The 21,268-nt window shown below is 42.2% G+C and carries 17 protein-coding genes; 4 read left to right on the top strand and 13 right to left on the bottom strand.

The features are described from left to right. Positions 1-48 precede the first annotated feature (48 nt). The 3 genes from iolD (at position 49) to iolG (ending at position 4,013) form a co-directional block, all read left to right on the top strand. Entirely contained in the window at positions 49-1,983 is a 1,935-nt protein-coding gene (iolD, locus tag HV560_RS03110) for a 3D-(3,5/4)-trihydroxycyclohexane-1,2-dione acylhydrolase (decyclizing) (protein ID WP_176812126.1), read from the top strand. A gap of 121 nt (positions 1,984-2,104) precedes the next feature. Then, positions 2,105-3,001, top strand: a complete 897-nt coding sequence (iolE, locus tag HV560_RS03105; RefSeq protein WP_176807907.1) for a myo-inosose-2 dehydratase — start codon at positions 2,105-2,107, stop codon at positions 2,999-3,001. A 1-nt stretch (position 3,002) separates the two neighbouring features. Next, the gene (gene iolG, locus HV560_RS03100; RefSeq protein ID WP_176807906.1) at positions 3,003-4,013 is read left to right on the top strand and encodes an inositol 2-dehydrogenase; all 1,011 of its coding nucleotides are present in this window, start codon (positions 3,003-3,005) and stop codon (positions 4,011-4,013) included. A gap of 65 nt (positions 4,014-4,078) precedes the next feature. On the opposite strand, the gene HV560_RS10335 is transcribed toward iolG, so the two are convergent. The 6 genes from HV560_RS10335 to HV560_RS03070 all read right to left on the bottom strand — a co-directional run bounded on the left by HV560_RS10335 (position 4,079) and on the right by HV560_RS03070 (position 11,564). After that, positions 4,079-4,759, bottom strand: a complete 681-nt coding sequence (locus HV560_RS10335) for a hypothetical protein (protein WP_236650870.1) — start codon at positions 4,757-4,759, stop codon at positions 4,079-4,081. A gap of 85 nt (positions 4,760-4,844) precedes the next feature. After that, the gene (locus tag HV560_RS03090) at positions 4,845-5,978 is read right to left on the bottom strand and encodes a Gfo/Idh/MocA family protein (RefSeq protein ID WP_176812125.1); all 1,134 of its coding nucleotides are present in this window, start codon (positions 5,976-5,978) and stop codon (positions 4,845-4,847) included. Between the two features lie 130 nt (positions 5,979-6,108). Next, a complete protein-coding gene (locus HV560_RS03085) occupies positions 6,109-7,137 on the bottom strand; it encodes an ABC transporter permease (RefSeq protein ID WP_176812124.1) in 1,029 nt (342 codons plus the stop codon). A gap of 11 nt (positions 7,138-7,148) precedes the next feature. Then, complete coding sequence (locus HV560_RS03080) at positions 7,149-8,696, bottom strand: sugar ABC transporter ATP-binding protein (RefSeq protein WP_159628926.1); 1,548 nt, start codon at positions 8,694-8,696, stop codon at positions 7,149-7,151. A 49-nt stretch (positions 8,697-8,745) separates the two neighbouring features. Further along, positions 8,746-9,687 (bottom strand): sugar ABC transporter substrate-binding protein, encoded by a 942-nt coding sequence (locus HV560_RS03075; protein WP_236650871.1) that lies wholly within the window; start codon positions 9,685-9,687, stop codon positions 8,746-8,748. Between the two features lie 365 nt (positions 9,688-10,052). Then, a complete protein-coding gene (locus HV560_RS03070) occupies positions 10,053-11,564 on the bottom strand; it encodes a CoA-acylating methylmalonate-semialdehyde dehydrogenase (protein WP_159628925.1) in 1,512 nt (503 codons plus the stop codon). Between the two features lie 215 nt (positions 11,565-11,779). Here HV560_RS03070 and iolB point away from each other — a divergent pair, with 215 nt between their 5' ends. Continuing rightward, positions 11,780-12,598, top strand: coding sequence for a 5-deoxy-glucuronate isomerase (gene iolB / locus HV560_RS03065; protein WP_159628924.1), 819 nt, complete (start codon positions 11,780-11,782; stop codon positions 12,596-12,598). A gap of 81 nt (positions 12,599-12,679) precedes the next feature. Here the strand turns inward: iolB and HV560_RS03060 are convergent, their stop codons facing one another. The 7 genes from HV560_RS03060 to sfsA all read right to left on the bottom strand — a co-directional run bounded on the left by HV560_RS03060 (position 12,680) and on the right by sfsA (position 21,217). After that, positions 12,680-12,979 carry a hypothetical protein gene (locus tag HV560_RS03060; RefSeq protein WP_176812123.1) on the bottom strand — a complete coding sequence of 100 codons (300 nt, stop codon included), beginning with the start codon at positions 12,977-12,979 and terminating at the stop codon, positions 12,680-12,682. Positions 12,980-13,050: 71 nt separating this feature from the next. Then, positions 13,051-13,617: a hypothetical protein gene (locus tag HV560_RS03055; RefSeq protein WP_176812122.1), complete on the bottom strand. Its 567-nt coding sequence runs from the start codon at positions 13,615-13,617 to the stop codon at positions 13,051-13,053. A gap of 110 nt (positions 13,618-13,727) precedes the next feature. Continuing rightward, complete coding sequence (locus HV560_RS03050; protein WP_238348728.1) at positions 13,728-17,267, bottom strand: YadA-like family protein; 3,540 nt, start codon at positions 17,265-17,267, stop codon at positions 13,728-13,730. 288 nt (positions 17,268-17,555) lie between these two features. Further along, the gene (locus HV560_RS03045; protein ID WP_176812120.1) at positions 17,556-18,437 is read right to left on the bottom strand and encodes a VirK/YbjX family protein; all 882 of its coding nucleotides are present in this window, start codon (positions 18,435-18,437) and stop codon (positions 17,556-17,558) included. A gap of 87 nt (positions 18,438-18,524) precedes the next feature. Next, on the bottom strand, positions 18,525-19,847 hold the full coding sequence (hslU, locus tag HV560_RS03040) for an HslU--HslV peptidase ATPase subunit (RefSeq protein ID WP_176807897.1): 1,323 nt from the start codon (positions 19,845-19,847) through the stop codon (positions 18,525-18,527). A 54-nt stretch (positions 19,848-19,901) separates the two neighbouring features. Further along, a complete protein-coding gene (gene hslV / locus HV560_RS03035; RefSeq protein ID WP_159628919.1) occupies positions 19,902-20,423 on the bottom strand; it encodes an ATP-dependent protease subunit HslV in 522 nt (173 codons plus the stop codon). A gap of 59 nt (positions 20,424-20,482) precedes the next feature. Then, the gene (sfsA, locus tag HV560_RS03030; RefSeq protein ID WP_176812119.1) at positions 20,483-21,217 is read right to left on the bottom strand and encodes a DNA/RNA nuclease SfsA; all 735 of its coding nucleotides are present in this window, start codon (positions 21,215-21,217) and stop codon (positions 20,483-20,485) included. Positions 21,218-21,268: the final 51 nt, after the last annotated feature.

Below are 21,268 nucleotides of genomic sequence, written 5' to 3'. Positions count from 1 at the left end.
TTTACGAAAAAATAACCGCTTGTAGCGGTTACCATACAAGGGGGCTTTATGGAAACAACTCGTTTAACCGTCGCACAAGCACTAATACAATTTTTAGATAATCAATATCTTGAAGTCGATGGTAAAGAGATCAAATTTGTTCACGGAGTTGCCGCAATCTTTGGACACGGCAATGTATTAGGAATCGGGCAGGCACTTGCTCAAAATGCAGGTGAACTAACACTGTATCAAGGTAGAAACGAACAAGGTATGGCTCATTTGGCGATGGGCTTTGCGAAACAAAATTTACGTCAAAAAACCATCGCTTGCACCTCGTCTGTCGGACCAGGTGCGGCAAATATGATCACCGCAGCCGCAAATGCCACAGCAAACCGCATTCCACTACTATTATTACCAGGTGATGTGTTTGCTACTCGCCAGCCAGACCCCGTTTTGCAACAAATCGAACAACCTTACGACTTAAGCATCAGCACCAATGATGCCTTCCGCTCTGTCAGTAAATATTGGGACAGAGTACAACGCCCAGAACAGTTAATGAGTGCCTGTATCAATGCGTTCCGTGTTTTAACTGATCCTGCGGAAACTGGAGCAGTAACAATTGCATTGCCGCAAGATGTGCAAGCGGAAAGTTTCGACTTCCCGAATAGCTTTTTACAAAAACGTGTACATCGCCTAGAACGCACCTTGCCGACGGCAGCAATGATTGATGATGCAGTGAAACTAATTACCGCCAAGAAAAAACCACTGATCGTCTGCGGTGGTGGAGTACGTTACTCACAAGCGGGTCAAATTTTGCAAAAATTTGCAAAACAATTTGGAATTCCGTTTGCTGAAACCCAAGCAGGTAAAAGTGCGGTGGTGTCTGACTACGAATTAAACGTGGGTGGCGTGGGTGAAACGGGCTGTTTAGCTGCAAACCGTTTAGCGAAAGAGGCAGATTTAGTCATCGGTATCGGCACACGCTACACCGATTTCACCACATCTTCGAAATGGATGTTCCAAAATCCCGACGTACAGTTCTTAAATATCAATGTGGCTCGTTTCGATGCCTATAAATTAGACGGCATACAAATTGTTGCCGATGCAAAAACCGCATTAGAAGCGTTAAGCCAAGCGATTCCAAGCGGTTATCAAGCACAATGGGGCAATGAAATTCGGGCAGCCAAAGCAGACTTTGCAGCAGAAATTCAACGTCTGCGTAGTATTCAATATAGCCCAGATTTCACCCCTGAAATCAATGATAACCTCGATCACAAAGCCGTGCATAACGAATTTATCCAACTCACTGGCTCGCAATTGACCCAATCACAAGTGCTGGGGATTGTAAATGAAACTATTGAAAACGATGGCATTATCGTCGCTGCCGCGGGTAGCTTGCCAGGTGATTTACAACGTACTTGGTTAAGCAAAGGCGAAGAGACCTACCACCTCGAATACGGCTACTCCTGTATGGGCTACGAAGTGAGTGCGGCGGTCGGCGTGAAAATCGCCAGACCTGAGCAAGAAGTTTATGCTCTACTCGGTGACGGCTCTTACTTAATGGCTCACACCGAATTAGTCACCTCCGTGCAAGAAGGCAAAAAAATCAACGTGGTGCTGTTTGACAATATGACTAACGGCTGTATCAACAACCTGCAAATCGGCAACGGTATGGATAGCTTCGGCACGGAATTCCGTTTCCGTAATGCCCAAAGTAACCAGCTAAATGGTGGTTTAGTGCCAATTGATTTTGCGAAAAACGCCGAAGCCTACGGTTGCAAAACTTACCGTGTGACCAACGAAGCCGAACTACGTGCGGCACTTCTTGATGCAAAACAGCAAACTGTTTCCACGCTAATCGACATTAAAGTGTTGCCGAAAACGATGGCTCACGGCTACGGCTGTTGGTGGCACGTGGGCGTGGCGGAAGTCTCTGACAGCGAGCGTATTCAACAAGCCCGCCAACGCTCCGAAGAGCAGTTAGAGAAGGCTCGGAAGTATTAGTTAAAAAACAATCCTCTCTTTGCTAAAGAGGGGAGAACATCAAGCGGTCAATTTTGCAAATTTTTTTACAAAATCTACCGCTTGTACTCTTAATTATCTCTACAAACCAAGAGGTTTCTCTATGAAAGCAGAAAACATTCAACTAGGCATTGCCCCTATCGGCTGGACAAACGATGACTTGCCGGAGCTCGGTGCAGAAAACACTTTCGAACAGTGCGTGAGCGAAATGGCGTTGGCGGGCTACACTGGCTGTGAAGTGGGTAACAAATATCCACGAGATGTTGAAGTACTAAAACACAAATTAGACGTACGTGGCATTCAGATTTGTAATGCGTGGTTCAGCACTTTCTTTGTCGATGGCAAACGTGAAGAGACCATCGCTGAGTTTATCAAACACCGTGATTTCTTACACGCTATGGGTGCAAAAGTGATCGGCTGTTCCGAGCAGAGCCACAGCATTCAAGGCACAACCAAATCAGTCTTCAAAGAAAAACCAGTGTTTGACGATGCTGACTGGAAACGTATGGCAGAAGGCTATAACGAGCTGGCAAAACTGGCAGCGGAAAAAGGGATGAAAGTCTGCTTGCATCATCATATGGGCACGGGCATTCAAACCCCAGAAGAGATTGATCGCTATATGGCAGAAGTGAATGATGATGTTTATCTGTTATTCGATTCAGGCCACCTTTACTACTCCGAAGGCTGCCAAAAAGCGATGCTCGGCGTGTTGGAAAAATACATTGACCGCATTATTCACGTGCATTTAAAAGATGTGCGTGACGAAGTGGTCGCCGAAGTAAAAGCGAAAGATTTGAGCTTCTTAGAAGGGGTGAAAAAAGGCACATTTACCGTCCCAGGCGATGGCGTAATCGACTTCAAACCGATTTTCGAGATCCTCGAAAAACACGATTACAAAGGCTGGATGGTGGTGGAAGCCGAACAAGACCCAGCACTCGCTAACCCGTTTGAATACGCCCTCAAAGGCAGAAAATATATTCGTGAAACCGCAGGAGTTTAAGATGTTAAAAGTAGGTATTATCGGTGCAGGCCGTATCGGTCGTGTACATTCTGAAAGTATCAGCAAATATGTGAAAGGCGCAGAAATCAAGGCGATTTCAGACGTTCGTATTACCGATGAGCTGACCACGTGGGCGAAATCAATGGGCATTTTGCACGTTTATGACGACTACAAACAAATCCTGCAAGATCCGGAAATCGATGCAGTGTTAGTCTGCTCATCCACCAACACTCACGCCCCAATCTCAATTGAAGCTGCCCTTGCTGGCAAACACGTTTTCTGTGAAAAACCAGTTGATGCAGACCCAGCAAGAATTCACGAAGTGTTAGCTGCGGTGGAAAAAGCAGGCGTGAAATTCCAAGTAGGTTTCAACCGCCGTTTTGACCACAACTTCAAAGCGATTAAAGATCGTGTTGCCGCTGGCGACATCGGCGAACCGCACGTGATTCGTGTCACCTCTCGTGACCCAGACGCACCACCAATTGAGTATGTAAAAGTCTCTGGTGGAATGTTCTTCGATATGACCATTCACGATTTCGATATGATTCGTTACTTATCCGGCAGCGAAGTCGAAGAAGTGTTTGCAGTGGGAACCGTGCTAGTGAATCCAGAAATCGGCAAAGCGGGCGATATCGACACCGCCGTGATTACGCTGAAACTGAAAAACGGTGCAATCGGCGTAATCGACAATAGCCGTAAAGCCGCTTACGGCTACGACCAACGTGCTGAAGTCTTCGGTTCAAAAGGGGCAATTCACATCACCAACGACACCAGCTCAACTGCCGTGTTCTCTGGCGAAAATGGCGTGATTGCAGAAAAACCGAAATACTTCTTCTTAGAGCGTTATATGCAATCCTTCGCCGACGAAATCAGCTGCTTCGTAGATTCCGTTGTGAATGACAAACCAACGCTAGTTAACGGCAACGATGGCTTACAACCGGTGTTAATCGCCCTGGCTGCAAAAAAATCACTGGAAGAAAACCGCCCAGTTAAATTAAGCGAAGTGGCTTAATTTTATTCGCTAATAAACAAGCGGTCGGTTTTACAGAAAATTTTGCAAAATCGACCGCTTATGTTTTATGTATTATCCTTTGGGAAATAAATATAATTACTTTCGATTTTTATCGATTGTTCAAATAAATAAAAGATAGACACAGCTAAAAGACTTAACGCAATATAAACAAAAAATTTAAAATTTTCTGGTTGAGTCCCAAGATATTCAAAAATAAACTCTATCACCAAAGGATAGTTACCCCATCCCTCTGCAAAATAAATATGAATAATAGTAAAAAGAACGATACCTAAAAAGCGACGAGATATTGATATTCTAGTTCTGATCCTTTCTTCCTCACTTTCACAATACTTTCTTAGTTCAGTATTATTCTCTCTAGCAGCTCTTCTTTTTAATGTTGAAAGTAGCTCATATTTGTGTATATCTTCAAGTTTTGGTATTTCATAAGTCTTGCAACCGATTTTATTAAGCAGGCCTGAAAGAATAAAAATATGTAAAAAGCGTATTATTGTAAATAGTGCAGTAAACGTAATTGAGAAAAAGAAAATCGCTGCAATGTAATCAATAGCATTAGTGAAGTAAATTTCTCTTTGTTTTATAGCAATATAAATAGGTACTTGATAAACAAGTTGGAAATAAGCATCAAGATAAGTAACAAGAAGTATAAATCCCAAGAACCATTCTGTTTGCATAAGGACATTAATAGGACTATTTTTTGTGCTAAAAAATTCTTTAATTGAGTTCATAATTTTTCCTTTAATATATATAAAAAGCGTACCCCATCAACCAAGTTGAGATACGCTTATATTTTAATGGAATAATTGTAACTTACTAAACTTCTTCCACTTCCACCCACCGTTTTTCTTCTGCAGACTTCGCAATCGCCTCTAGCACGCGAGAGATTTTGTAGCCTTCTTCAAAATCAGGGAACATTCGGTCATCGGCTGTGATGCCGTTGATCAGATCTCGGATTTCCACTGCTTTTTGATCGTTAAAGCCGATGCCGTGGCCTGCACTGATGCAGAAGGCAGCATAGTCTGGGTGTTCAGGTCCGACGAGAATGGTTTTGAAGCCTTGGCGAGGTTTGTCGTCATCGTGCAGGTAGAGTTTCAGTTCCGCCATTCGTTCTTGGGTGTAGCTGAGCGAGCCTTTGGTTCCCGTAACCACATAGGTGAGCCCCATTTTGCGTCCGCAGGCGATGCGGGAACTTTCAATCGTACCCATAACGCCGTTGGCAAAACGGACGATGGCGGTGGCTTGGTCTTCGTTTTCGACCTTCACTTTTTCCGCCAAATTGTGTGGATTTGGGCGTTCGGTGATCACGGTTTGCATATCGCCGACCACGCTCACAATCTCTTCGCCGACTAAATAGTGAGCCATACTCACGATGTGTGCCGCCAAGTCGCCGAGCGTGCCTAAGCCCGCTTTGGCTTTGTAGCAGTGCCAGTCAATCGGGGTGTTTGGACTGGCGAGATAGTCTTCGTTGTGCGTGCCGTAGAAATGCACCACCTCGCCGATTTCGCCGTTTTGGATAATTTGGCGAGCCAGTTGGGTAGTTGGGTTTTTGATGTAGTTGAAGCCGACTAAGGTTTTTACCCCCGCTTTTTTCGCCGCCTCGACCATCTCTTTGGCATCGGCGGCGGTCAAGGCGAGCGGTTTTTCGGAATAGACGTGTTTGCCGTGTTTAATCGCTTCAAGGGCAATTTCTTTGTGCAAGAAATTTGGGGTACAGATATCAACCACATCGACATTCGGATCAGCTACTAGTTTTCGCCAATCGCCCGTGGCTCGGTTAAAACCAAATTCTAGGGCTTTCTGTTCAGCAAGTTCTTGGTTAATTTCGGCGAGATATTCGAGTTGCAGTTTGCCTTTGAGAGGGAAAAGTGTGGGTGCTTGTGCGTAAGCAATAGCGTGGCAGCGACCGATATAGCCCGTGCCGATTAAGCCGATTTTGATGGTTTTCATAGTTAATTCCTTAACACAGAGAAATGACATTCTGCCTCCGAAATCGGAGGCAGAATCTTACATCAATAAAAACAAACAAGCGGTCTGTTTTTGCAACTTTTTTACGAAATCAGACCGCTTGCGTGATGGGTTATAACGCCCCTCTTCTGCTCTTCGCATAAGTGTCGAAGGCAACGGCGAGGATAATGATTAAGCCCATAATGATTTGTTGGTAGTAGGCTGAAACATCCATCAGTACCAAGCCGTTAATCAACACGCCCATAATAATTGAGCCGAAGATCGTGCCAGTGACACGCCCATAGCCACCCATTAAGGAGGTTCCACCGATAACCACCGAGGCAATGACACGTAACTCAAAAGAGACGCCAGCCACAGATTCTGCACTGCCTAAACGGGCGGAGAGGATAAAGCCCGCTAAACCTGCCAATGCACCGATCACCACATACACACTCACTAACGTGCGGTTGATATTCACCCCAGCAAGGTGAGCCGCTTCTGGGTTGCCACCCACGGAATAGACGTAGCGTCCCCAGCGTGTTTTGTGTAAAGCGAAGTAACCAATAATTGCTACAACAGCGAAGATGATGACTGGAACTGGTAAGCCTAAAATATCACCACGTCCCCACCAGCGGTAGCCTTCATCAAAACCAGCGATTGGTGAGCCGTTGTTCAGTACTAAAGTTAAACCACGCCAAATTGTCATACCGCCAAGGGTGATGATAAATGGTGGGAGCTTGAGTTTAGTGACACCTAAGCCGTGCAGCCAGCCAATCAACGTCCCTAAACCTAAACATATCATCAAGCCAATCAGCCAGCTCATTCCGCCCCACGCACCAGCTTCCACCGTAACGGTATTATCGCCTTTGATAATGTAGGCGGCAAACATTGCTGTCACTGCTAAAATCGAACCAACAGAAAGATCTATACCTGCGGTTAAGATGACGAAGGTCATTCCCACCGCCATAATGCCGAAAATCGACACTTCAGTTAAAACGTTATAGATATTGCGTTGCGATAAAAATGCACTGTTTTGTATAGTGAAGAAAATCACTAATAGAATTAAGAAAATCAGTACACCAAAACGCTCAAAGAAGGCGATAAAATCAATTTTTCCTTTATCATCAACCATTCCTAGGTTTTTCAAAAATTGTGTTGTCATACAAACCTCGCTTACGCTGCGTGCTCACGCTGAACACCGACAGCCATCATTGACATTAATTTTTCTTCGGTTGCCTCATCGCCGTGAATTTCGCCTGTCACACGACCTTCGGATAAGGTAATAATTCGGTCGGAAATCGCCATAATTTCTGGGAGATCGGAAGAAATTACCAGCACTGCCACGCCCTGTTTTGCCATATCAAATAAGACTTGATGCACTTCCGATTTCGCTCCTACGTCAATTCCTCGTGTCGGTTCATCGACGATCAACACCTTCGGATTGAGTGCCATACAGCGAGCCAAAATCACTTTCTGCTGATTACCACCCGAGAGCTTGCGAGCTTCCAGTTCTCTACTTGCCATTTTGATGCGTAACGCTTGGCGGTAAGTTTCGATCAGATCATCTTCCCGTTTATCATCAACGAACAGGTTACCTTTGAGCAATTTACCTAAGATCGGCAAGGTCATATTGGTTTTGATCGGCAAACCTAACACTAAGCCCTCTTTTTTACGGTCTTCTGGCACCAGTGCCACGCCTTTTTCTAACGCATCAAGCGGGGAGCTTGCTGCATACGGCTTGCCGTCTAGGCTGATTTCATCGGCGGTGTAGCTTTCCACACCGAATAAGCAGCGAGCGATTTCGGTACGCCCAGCCCCCACCAAGCCTGCAATGCCCAACACTTCACCTTCGTGAATGTTGAAAGAGACACCGTGTAAAGCAATGCCGTGTGGGTCAAGTGCTGGTTTTTCACGGTGGAGATTTTTCACAGCTAAACGAACTGGGCGATGGGTATGATGAGTTTCTTCTGGCGGACGGCGAGTAAATGCCACTTCACGCCCCACCATCATTCGAATAATGTCATCAACATTCACATTCTTTACTTCACCCTCGCCCGAATAACGCCCATCTTGGAAAACGGTAAAGCGGTCGCACAATGCAAAAACTTCGTTGAGACGATGGGTGACGTAAATAACGCTAATGCCACGGCTTTTCAGATCACGCACGATTTGGTGAAGGGTTTCCACCTCTTTATCACTAAGAGCAGCGGACGGTTCATCCATAATAATCAGCTTGGCGTTTAGGGTCATTGCTCGGGCAATTTCAACCATCTGTTGTTGTGCAACACTTAAACGAGAAACTTGGGTATCGGGTTTGATGTTTAAGCCAAGATTATCTAGCACCATTTGTGCTTCGTCATTCACAGCTTTTTCATTAACAAACAAGCCGTTAGTTGGCTCTCTTCCTAAGAAGAAATTTTCCGCCACCGTCATATTCGGCAGCAAATTGAATTCTTGGTAAATTGTCACAATGCCTTTGAGCTGACGATCAAACGGGGAGTCATTTAAACTCAGTGTTTCACCATTAAAAATAATCTCGCCACTGGTTTGCGGCTGAGCTCCAGAAAGCGCTTTTAATAAAGTGGATTTACCCGCACCATTTTCGCCGAGTAGAGCGTGAACTTCACCTTGCCCTACGGTCAGTTTCACGCCGTTGAGTGCCATCACACCGGAGAAACTTTTTTTCAAATCTCGAACTTCAAGTAAAGGAGTAAAAGACATACAACCTCCGTTAAAAACACCTCCTCACGTCTGTGAGGAGGCAAAAAAATTATTCACTCACTTCTGCAAAGCGTTCTGCTTCTTGCAGGTTCTCTTTCAGAATAATTTTCGGCGGATAGTCTGCACCGCTCACTTCTTTATTATCACGAATATTGCCAACTACTTGCTCTAATGCGTTCGATACTGCAAAGCCTGGACGTTGGTCAGCAGTTAAGAATAACCAGCCATCTTTCACACGAGCAAGTGCTTCTGGGGTCGCATCAAAGCCAGTCACTAAGACTTCACCTGCTTTTAAGCCTTGACTGCGTAATGCTTCAATCGCACCTAGCGCCATATCATCATTCGCTGAAATAATCACATCTGGTTTTTCTTTTAAAGTTGGCAATACGCTTTCTACAATACGTAAGCCTTCTGAACGTAACCAGTTACCAGTTTGATCGACGACAATTTTGTATTTACCGTCACCCGCCGCTAACTCATCACGAATCCCTTTGGTACGCTCAATGTTTGATGTTGAACCTGGCTGACCAGTTAATAAAATCACTTTCGCACCCTCTGGGTATTTTGCTTTCACCGCTTTCGCTACTTCTTGGCCACCAGTGTAGTTGTTCGCACCAAAGTGTGGAACTGGTTTACTGCTTTCCACTTTACGGTCAAGCGTTGCCGCTGGAATTTTCTCAGCAATAATTTCTTCCACCGCAGCTGAAATTGCATTCACATCATTTGGCGAAATGATCACACCTTTTGCACCACGAGTAATCGCATTTTCTAAGTCAGACGCCTGTTTGGTTGAAGAGCTCTGACCGTCTAACACTTGCAGTTTCACGTCCAGTTTTTTACCCGTTTCCAACGCTACTTTTTGGAGCTGCACTTCAAATGGGCTGGATAAATTCGGTAAGCTAAACACAACCAATTCATCTTTGGCAAAGCTGCTTATCGCTAGGCCCAGTGTTAAAGCACTTAATGCAAATTTCAAACGCTTATTCATCATAAAAATCCTCTTGTTAGATGGGAATTGGTGGCAAGAAATTGCCAACTTTACTTCAAACTTAGAAGGAAAAATGAAGTTTCATTTCAAAAACATTAATAAATGAAATAAATTTTTCAAAATGAAATATAGCATTCGGAATTTTTCGCTCCAACAACTTTGTTTCAATTTTGTTAATCAGATCACACTTTTGCCCTAAATTTCTCGTTTTAGAACAAATCGGGCATTGCAAGCGGGCAGAATAGAAGCATTTTTTGCAAAAAATTGGGGAAATTTGACCGCTTATCTCCCTTATTATTTAGCTGATAGAGAGCACAAAAAAAGCGGTGATTTCTCACCGCCAAATACTCAAAAAGGAAGAATACTTATTATAAAGTTGGGAAATTAAATGCAGCTTGGCTGCGAACACTGCTGTCTGGCCAACGGGTTGTGATGGTTTTCATACGAGTATAAAAACGTACACCATCTGTACCATATACATTAAGTGGTCCGAAAATAGAGGCTTTCCAACCACCAAAACAATGAAATGCCATCGGCACTGGAATTGGGATATTCACGCCCACCATACCGGCTTGTACATCTTGGGTAAATTGACGGGCAGAATCGCCATCTGCGGTGAAGATCGCACTGCCGTTGCCGTATTGGTGGCTATTGATAATCGCCATACCTTCGGCGTAATCTTTTACACGCACCACGGACAACACTGGTCCGAATATCTCTTCTTTCCAAATCGTCATTTCAGGGGTGACGTTATCAAATAACGTACCGCCAACAAAATAACCATTCTCGTGTCCTGACACTTTGTAGCCACGACCATCAACACAAAGTTTCGCCCCTTGTGCCACACCTTGATCGATATAGCCTTCAATTTTTGCTTTATGTTCTTTTGAAATCACAGGTCCCATATCGTTCTCGGTTTGACCTTCTGGTAATAAGCCTGCACCAATTTTTAGCGCTTTCACTTTTGGAATCAGCTCTTCAACAATTTTATCCGCCAACTCATTGCCCACGATCACTGCAACCGATAACGCCATACAACGCTCACCTGCTGCACCGAATGCCGCACCAAGTAAAGCATTTACCGTATTTTGTACATCCGCATCTGGCATAATCAACGCGTGGTTTTTAGCACCACCTAAGGCTTGAACACGTTTACCATTTGCTGAGCCTTTTTCGTAAATATATTGAGCAATTGCTGTTGAACCGACAAAACTGACCGCTTGAATACGAGGATCAGTTAAAAGAATATCTACCGCTTCTTTGTCACCTTGTACAACGTTAAATACACCATCAGGTAAACCGGCTTCTTTTAGTAATTCCGCTAAACGAATAGAAACACTTGGATCTTTTTCAGAAGGTTTTAAAACAAAGGTATTACCACAAGCAAGAGCAACAGGAAACATCCACATCGGCACCATTGCTGGGAAATTAAACGGCGTAATACCAGCTACCACACCTAATGGCTGTTGAATTGAGTGAATGTCGATACCACGCCCTGCATTCGCTGAAAATTCACCTTTTTGTAAATGTGGAATACCCGTTGCAAATTCCACAACCTCTAAACCACGTGTTAATTCACCGATAGCATCAGAATAAACTTTACCGTGTTCAGCACTAATAAGACGAGCTAATTCATCAAAATTTACTTCAAGTAACTCTTTGAATTTAAATAAAATTCTAGCACGACGAAGTGGAGATTGCTGAGACCAGCTCTTGAATGCAACATCAGCTGCAGCAATCGCTAAATCTACTTCGGTAGCAGTACTTAATTTCACTTTTTTTGTTTCTTCACCCGTTGCTGGATTAAATACAGAAGTAATGCGTTGGCTTTGGCTTTCAACCGTTGCACCATTAATAAAGTTTTGCACAAATTGGCTCATTGAAAACTCCTTATCAGATTATGAATCGAGGATAGACAAAATACAGCCCATAAATTACTCCCAAAAATAGAAAATATCAATACAAATAGAACAAAAATGAAAAATTTATTTCATTTTTGTGATCTGGATAACAACTTTGAAGATTGCTTATCCCCAAAAACGATCATCTGAGTTATAGTAGATTATCGATCTTATGAATATACACAGGAGATATTATGAGCGTTTTACTTTCTAAACCCCAGGCACAGCCAAACGGTTTAATTCAGGATATCACACCGCAAAATGCTAACTGGGAATATGTTGGCTTTGCAGCTTACCAGTTAGAGAATCAATCTATTACATTAGAGAGTGGCGAAAATGAGCTTTGTCTTGTTTTAATAGCAGGTAAAGGTTCAGTGTTTGTTGATGAACATCGTTTTGAAAATATCGGCAACCGCACTAGCCCGTTTGAAAAAATCCCGCCTTATTCAGTCTATGTTCCGCCACGCAAACAAGTAAAAGTGGAAACAAGCGGTCAATTAGAGCTTGCAGTGTGCAAAGCACCAAGCCAAGGTAACTATCCTATACGTCTGATAACCCCAAATGATGTGGGTGTTGAAAAACGTGGCGTGGGCAATAATCAACGCTTAGTACATAACATTCTTCCTGAAACCGAGCCAGCAGACAGCCTACTCGTGGTCGAAGTTTTCACGGATGAAGGCAATACCAGCTCTTATCCAAGCCATAAGCACGATAACAAAAACTCCGAACAAGAAACTTATTTAGAAGAGACTTACTACCACCGTTTCGATCCACCGCAAGGTTTTGCTCTACAACGGGTTTATACCGACGACAGAACGCTTGATGAATGTATGGCAGTGTATGACAAAAATGTGGTCAAGGTGCCAAAGGGCTATCATCCTGTAGCGACTATTGCTGGTTATAACAACTATTATCTCAATGTAATGGCAGGCCCAGTTCGCCAATGGAAATTCACTTGGGAACCCGATCATTTATGGATCAATAGCGAAGCCTATAAATCCAAATTTAAATAGAAAAAATAAACAATGAAAAATCAAACATAAACATAACGCCTCTTTTCTTTTCACAAAAAGAGGCGTTATCTCATCACTTTATTACTTATTACTTCGACTAAGTACTAACTTCTTACCCCCAAATTCCACCGTTATCCATTTCGGTGCCGACACCTTCTCGTGAGATATCGCTATCAAATTTCCGTGCTTCTCCATTCGTTCAAACTTCCCTTTCACATCAAAATCTGACACGTCCATCTCTTGATTAAATATCAAAAATGTCCCTATCGGCGTTACCTTCACCGATTCCAATCCATCAAACTCTTTCTTGCTTAATTTGTATTTCGGCGCTTTCTTTCGCTTGTATTTCGACAGCAACCCTTCATCTGTCGCCCTTGCCACAAGCTCATTCAATCCCTTCTCTTCCTGACTTATCTCTTTTGTCTCTTCCTTTTTCGCTGTTATATCAGCTTCTACGGCTTTTTTACTTCGCTCACCTCTTGAGCGGCTTGAATAGCTTGGGTTGGCGCTTTCTTTAACTCTTTAGACTCCGTCTCTTCAAAGATAACTTCTCCTACCTCACTTTTACTATTTGTACTATTTGTACTATCTGTGCTATTTGTTGTATTTGTGCTATCTTCAAATATCACTTCGCTCACAAATTCCTCATTCCTTAATTTTAACGGCTCTTTGTGGCTTACCGCATTGATAAATATATTCTCACCTATACGTTCAAATTTTATCTCTAAATCAGGCACCTGTGATTCAATATTATCTAATAAATCCGATACCCTTATGAACTCTCCGCTCTTGATGCTCACTGGCTTCTTAAAGTCTATTTTGTATGTGAGATAACCCACGCCTAAACGGTTCGCCAGTAATTGTAATAAATTACCCACCTCACCTTCATACGTTAACTTTAATTTGGCTTGTTCATAACGCTTAAACTGTGCCGATTTGTCTACCTCGCCAGCAAACACATTGCTCGTGATACCATACGCTAATAACGCGCTGATGACCGCTTTTCTTAAATACTTCATCTTTAACCTCAATTCCTGTTATTTCATTTAAAAAAAGACGCTTGTAAGCAATCTTTCTCTCCTTTGATTGCTTACAAGCGGTATTATATACAGACTTCTTTGCACATCAATTAGAATTTAAATCCAACTGATGCCCCTCCGCCTACATCGCCTTTATTGCTCGCTGAGCCTATCAATTTCAGCGATACTTTACCATTATCTGATACTCTTGAATACCCCAATGCCACTGCCGTTGCCCCATTAAAGGTGCCTGTACCGACCGATAACATACTGTCTCCTGCACCCGGTGCATTGATTAAACTTGCCGCCGCATACGCCCCAGCAATCCCTGAACTCATCCGCTTTTCTGTGCGGGCTATCTTGTTCTCTAACTGATTCACTTGCCCCCCTAACGCATTCATCCCTCGGGTAAATTGCCCCATATTAACCGCATCGGTCTCCGATACCCCCTCTGCCACATGCGTGATTCGGCGTGTAACATTGGCATTACCTACCGAGAATTCATTGTCGCTCATCGCCACCGAACCAGCGCCTACTGCAACGCTATTGCTGCCTTTCGCGACACTATTAGCACCGATTGCAACACTCTCCGCACCCTCTGCCTTCGCACTATTGCCTGTGCTATTTACAGAAACATATTTCGTATTTTGAGCCGCTGCATTTAACGCCGTTTTCACATTATTCGTCGTCTTCTTCTGCCCTTTCTCGTAGTAGTCGTATTCCGCTGTCAGTAAACCATCTGTCGTCACCGTCGCACCTAATATCTCTGCCACACGGGTTAACTTACCATTGACTTTCTTGATTTCATCATCAACGTGCTTGCTATTTTCCGATATGCCTGACAACGCCGATTTGACATCCCTTACCGTCTTCTTCTCGCCTGCTTGGTAGTAGTTGTATTCCACCTCTACCAACCCGTCTGCGGTTACACTCGCACCTAGCACCTTCGCAAGATTGTTCGCTTTCGTGTCTACTTTCCCTACTTCTGAGGCTATTTTGTCCTTCACTTTACCAATTTCAGCATCCACTTTTTGGGCAACGCCATCAATTCGAGTGTTTACTTTGCCAATTTCCGTATCCACTTTTTGGTCAACACCATCAATACGAGTGTTTACTTTGCTAATTTCCGCATCCACTTTTTGAGCAACGCCATCAATTCGAATATTTACTTTTTCGGCTACACCGTCAATACGGGTGTTTACATTGCCAATTTCCGTATCCACTTTTTGAGCAACACCATCAATGCGAGTGTTTACTTTGCTAATTTCCGTATCCACTTTTTGGTCAACACCATCAATGCGAGTGTTTACTTTGCCAATTTCCGTATCCACTTTTTGAGCAACGCCATCAATACGGGTGTTTACATTGCTAATTTCAGTGTCTATTTTTGTATCCACCACTTGGATTTGTTTTTCCACTTCAACAACCGCGCCTTTCACTTCTTTCAGTTGTGAAACGTTTACCGCATCTGTATCTGCCTTGCCTGCGGTAACATTCGTGATTTTTCGGGTAAATTTAGCTTTACCTAAATCATTTTCACCCACGCCCACCGAAACCTCATTCTCGCTAACTGCTAAAGAACCTGCACCTAACGCAACCGAGTTTATGCCTTTAGCCATTGCATTGCTGCCAAATGCGACTGCGTTTTCAGCTGTGGCTTGAGCTTCATTGCCTAAGGCTACCGCATTGTTACCTGTGGCTAAGGTATTTGCCCCATACGCAATCGCGTTTTCACCTGAGGCAAACGCATTTGCACCTTCTGCGAGCGAATTTTTACCGATATTTTTAATCGGTGAATTCGCTAACTGTTGGTTTAACTGCGCTAATTCCGCTTGTTTAGTAGCAAGATCTTGGTTTTGCTTTTCCAGTTCAGCTCTACGCTGAGTTAATAATTGCTCTTGTTCTTGTTTACGATCTGCCAGAGTTTCATCATCAGGTGATAAGCCTAAACGGGCAATATCATTAATCAGCCGATTAATATCATTCTGTGTGCGATTTATTTTATTTTGAGCATCTGTTACTACTTGCTTTAATTCTTGCGATTTGTCTCTTGTTGCTTTTATTACTGGATTATTTTCATCGTATGTCCGAATATGGTCTCTGGTTTGATTATATAACTCCTCCATTATGGGCTGGACTTTACTGAATTCGTTTTCAATAATTTTATTTTTATATTTTATAGTAAAAGAATCAAAATAATTTTCAGGATTATTTTTTTCTTTCTCTATAAAATTTTTCTTCTCTAAGATGACGTTATTAATTCTATCTATTTCTATTTTATTTTGCTCATTTAAAGGCTTAGATAACTCTTGTTTTAACTGTTTCTGTAAGTTTACAAAATCTTCAAGAGCATTATTAAATTCTATAACCCTATCCATCTTTAACTTATAGTCATTTAAATCAAACCACCAATTATCATGAGAATAATCTATATGAGTAACAAAGTCTTTTAAAGCTATATTAAAATTAAGTGCATCATCTACCCATACTCCTTTTAAAATAGAGTCAACTCTAGATTTATCAATCATATCAGTAAATATACTTGAATAATACTCCTTATCATACTTTTTACTTAATGGAGGTAGTCTTGGAACTAACTTTGTAGCTTCCGCATAATGCTGATAATCCTTATAATTGTTCCTATCTTTGATTATATTAATCAGTATATTGTTCAATATATTATTAGCATTTGAGCCATTCTTTTTTGCTGAAAAAAAGAAATAAAGTAGCGAATTAAACTCTTTCTTATGTTTTTCTATATCTATATGATTTTTTTCTTCTTTCAGAATACTATCAGCTAATCCTCCCAAATATTGTCCTTGGTAAAATATTGGTAACTTATCTGGGGTTTTAATATCATCTGTACTTTGGAAAATTTCTCTATATATCTCTGGTTTTAAAAATACACTCCTAAGAAACTTATCGACAACGTATTGATCATTTATCAGCTCCCCCATATCATCGTTTATTAACTTATGTAAATATTTAGCAGTCACCTTTGCTGTTGCATTTCTAGCAACATAGCCATCAATTAATTCTCTATATTGCGAATCTATAAAACCACCTTTGAATTCAGGGAAATCCGCTTCTATAATTGCCTTAAGATCAGCCGTTAATTCATCTCTCCCCCCACCTAATGGATTATCTAATTTTTTCCAATCTAATTGTTTAAATACATTATCATAATTAACATAAATACTATTGCCGCTACTATCTTTTGATAAGCGGTTATAAGCATTATTCGCTTGTTGTAATTGGTTTTGCTGTTCAGCTAGTCTGGTTTGAGCGTCATCACGTTGGTTTTGAAGGATTGTGCGTTGCTCAACCAAATAAGCAACTTCCGCTTGGCGTTGGTTGATATCCGTAATACGGCGTTCAATACTATCAATCAGGCTTTGAACAGAGGAAATTTGAGCATCAATGGTACTGATTTCATTCTGTTTTTCGCCTAGTTGGCGTTCAATGTCTTCCACTGCTTTACGGCGTTCAGTAAATTGTTCACGGCTCATTCCCTCGCCTGTCGCAATCGCATTATGCCCTGTGGCAACACCATTTATTGAGGTGGCATAACTGCCCGGCCCATTCGCCGTTGAATTTGTGCCTATAGCGTAACCAGTGCCAGACGCATACGCCGAGCCTGAAATTAGCACTGTAAGTAGCAACGAGGCTACACTACGCCGTGAGTGAGTGAGTGAGTGAGTGAGTGAGTGAGTGAGTGAGTGAGTGAGTGAGTGAGTGAGTGAGTGAGTGAGTTCATCATATAATTATTTCTCTGTAAATAAAAAAGTGCGATTTTAATCTATTTTTTGTGCTATTAACACTAAAATTTTAACCTGTGGATGGGAATTCTAGCGATAAAGCTCAAATTAAACAAGCGGTCTTTTTCTAGCCACTATTTGCAATATTTTTACTAAAAAAGACCGCTTGTTTATTTTTATTTACTCGTTCATATTTACATCAGATAAATGCAACGCCATTTCCATTGATTTTTTTAGATTATTGAGCATTTCATAACGCTTACGGTACATTGAACGTTTTTTGCTCGGAATATCTTCCATTGCCTTACTTTCCAATTCAAGCGGTAATTGCCAATATTTCCCTAAAATGCCATTAGCCTCAGCAAAAATCGCATCATAATCTACAACATAACGTTTACTTTGTACCCAGCGAGATTTATTTTGATATTTTTGCGGAATACCAAGTAAATGCTGATAACCTAATACGGCCGTTAAGGCTTTCATTGCTTCTACCATTAAATATGCAGGACGTAAGCCATAGCAATCTTTGGTTAATTGCTTAACAAGCTCTTTTGAATTTTCAAAATTAGGCCCTTGAATAACGGCAATTAGTAATGCATCATCTAATTTGCCAAAAGTCAGCAAATAAACTAATTGTTGGCTTGGCTTATAACGAAGTTCTAAAGCCCAAAAACCTTCCATTGGCTGGTGTTCATTAATGTTTAAAAGCAATTCAAAATCGGGAATGATTTCGCCAAAATTTACCGATTGTTGCCATAATGGTGGTAAATGGCTGAGTTTTTGCGGTAAAAACAGTAAATTTTCACAAATCTGCACTAACCGTTGCGTTGCGGTAAAACGCTTATCTAGAAAGCGGTGAGCAAGCGGGTAACTATAACTAGGTCTTGCATTTAAAAGCGAGATTAGTTGGGGGTGCTGGGCAATAAATTGTTCAAATTTTTTAATTTGAATATGGTGCAGCCAAGAGCGGAGTTTATAACGCAAACGTTTTCCTGCATACGATTTTTTGCCACGATTAGGGTAAAGAGAGCTTGCAGCTGGCCATTTGTATTGATTTTTCATTTTGTCACTACCTTAATTATAAGAATGACAAGCGGTCAAATTTACAAAAAAATTTGCAAAAATAACCGCTTGTAACACTTACAACACTTATAAAATAAACCGACTTAAATCTTCGTTTTCCACCACCTCATTTAACGCCTCGTTCACATAATGCTCATCAATCACGATTTTCTCGCCTCGTCGTTCACTCGCATCAAAAGAAATGCCGTCCATTAAACGCTCCAGCACCGTGTGTAAACGTCTGGCTCCGATGTTTTCCGTTTTTTCATTCACCCGAAACGCACTTTCCGCAATGCGACTAATGCCTGCTGGCGTAAATTCAATCTCCACCCCTTCCGTTTTCATCAGCTCGCTATATTGTAAGGTTAATGACGCATTCGGCTCCGTTAATATACGCTCAAAATCCTCTTTCGTTAGCGAGTTTAATTCCACTCGAATCGGTAAACGTCCTTGTAATTCCGGTAATAAATCTGACGGGCGAGAGACTTGAAATGCCCCCGAGCAGATAAACAGAATGTGGTCGGTTTTTACCATTCCGTGTTTGGTATTAACCGTTGAGCCTTCAATAATCGGCAGTAAATCTCGCTGCACCCCTTCTCGAGATACCTCCCCGCCTGAGTGTTCACCTTTCTTACAAATTTTGTCAATTTCATCAATAAATACAATGCCGTGCTGTTCCACCGCTTCAATCGCTTGCTGTTTGAGCTCTTCAGGATTAACCAGTTTTGCCGCCTCTTCGTCTAACATCAACTTTAACGCCTCTTTAATCTTCAGTTTGCGTTTTTTCGTTTTGTTTGGCGACATCCCCTCAAACAGTGATTGCAGTTGCGAGGTCATTTCCTCCATACCCGGTGGGGTCATAATTTCAACGCTGACTTGTGCAGCCACATCAATCTCAATCTCTTTATCGTCAAGCTGACCTTCTCGTAATTTTTTCCGAAACGCTTGGCGTGTGGTTTGATTGTCCGTTTCTTGCACATTTCCCCATTGGTCTTTTGCTGGCGGCAGTAAAACGTCTAATATACGGTCTTCCGCTGCATCTTGTGCACGCATTTTGTTTTTTTCGACCGCTTGTTGGCGAACCAATTTCATCGACACATCCGCTAAATCACGAATAATCGACTCCACCTCTTTGCCCACATAGCCCACTTCAGTAAATTTAGTAGCTTCTACCTTAATAAAAGGTGCATTCGCCAATTTTGCCAAACGGCGGGCAATTTCTGTTTTGCCCACGCCCGTTGGACCAATCATTAAAATATTTTTCGGGGTCACTTCTTGACGAAGGGCTTCGGGTAGCTGCATTCTTCTCCAGCGGTTACGTAATGCTATCGCTACCGCACGTTTTGCCTCTTTTTGACCGATAATATGAGCATCTAACTCTGAGACGATTTCACGAGGGGTCATTGACATAAATTATTCCTTAAATTGATTACCCCTCCCACAAGGGGAGAGGGTATTAAATGATTAAACTTCTTCAATTACGTGATGGTGATTGCTATAAATATCAATATCTCCCGCAATCTTTAAGGCTTCAGACACTATCTCTTTTGCCGATAAATCATTCTTGGTGCGAAGTAACGCCAAAGCTGCCGCTTTTGCATAATTACCGCCTGAACCTATCGCTAGCACCTCTTGCTCGGGCTCAATCACATCCCCTGAGCCTGATATTAATAAACATTCACTCTTATTCGCGACTATCATCATCGCTTCCAAACGGCGTAATGCTCGCTCTGTTCGCCACTCTTTTGCCAACTCCACCGCAGCTTTCACTAAATGACCTTGATGTAATTCAAGTTTCTTCTCAAATAAATCACGCAAAATAAACGCATCTGCCGTAGAGCCTGCAAAACCTGTCACGACGCTGTCTTTATACAAACGACGCACTTTTTTCACACTCCCTTTTTCAATGCTGTTGCCTAGCGTTGCTTGTCCATCACCGCCTAATGCGATTTTTCCGTCTTTGCGGACGCATACAATCGTTGTCATTTTATATCCTTTATATTTAAACACTTTCGCTTATATGGGTATGATTATTGCGTTTTCAATTACAAGCGGGTGGGATTGATTAAATAATGGCAATGTTGATTTAATCGCATACCTTGTGGTTTGCCGTTTTCTAAAATCATTTCTACTTTATAAGTTAAGACTTTAACCTGTTGATTTTTCGCCACTTCCAACAATTCAGCGTAGTTAGGATCGATCTGTTTTGCCACTTCAAATGCCTGAATGCCAGTATGCAAAATAGCGAAAAAAATGACCGCTTGTTGCCCTTGCTGTGCGATTTTAGTCAGCTCTCGTAAGTGCTTCTGCCCCCGCTTGGTTTTAGCATCGGGAAACATACCAATGCCATTTTGAGTTAATAGCGTGGTAGATTTCACTTCTACAAAACAATCCTGCAAGCGGTCAGATTTCAGTAAAAAATCGACACGGCTGTTTTCAGTGCCATATTTTTGTTCAGGTAAAATGTCTAGGTAAGCCGAAAGCTCCTTAATCCATTGATTTTCCAACGCTTCTTGCACAAGCTGGTTTGCCCTTAACGTATTTACACAAATAAAATCGCCAGTTTGGGTTTGGGTCAGTTCCCAAGTATGAGCATATTTACGTTTTGGGTTATTAGAAGTTGAAAACCAAACTGTATCGCCTGTATTGGCACAGCCTGTCATCGCCCCCGTACTCGGGCAATGAATGGTCATTTTCTCGCCATTTGGGAGCTGAATATCAGCCAAAAAACGCTTGTAACGGCGAAGTAAAATGCCACTAGAAAGAGGAGGAAATTGCATTTCATTTTTCTCAACATGTAAAATTTTTGGCAAAAACAACCGCTTGCAGTA

Origin of the sequence: Mannheimia pernigra (genome assembly GCF_013377995.1) — a bacterium.
Lineage (GTDB): Bacteria > Pseudomonadota > Gammaproteobacteria > Enterobacterales > Pasteurellaceae > Mannheimia > Mannheimia pernigra.
Note: the sequence above shows the minus strand (reverse complement) of the source record. Positions and strands in the feature narration are given on the sequence as shown.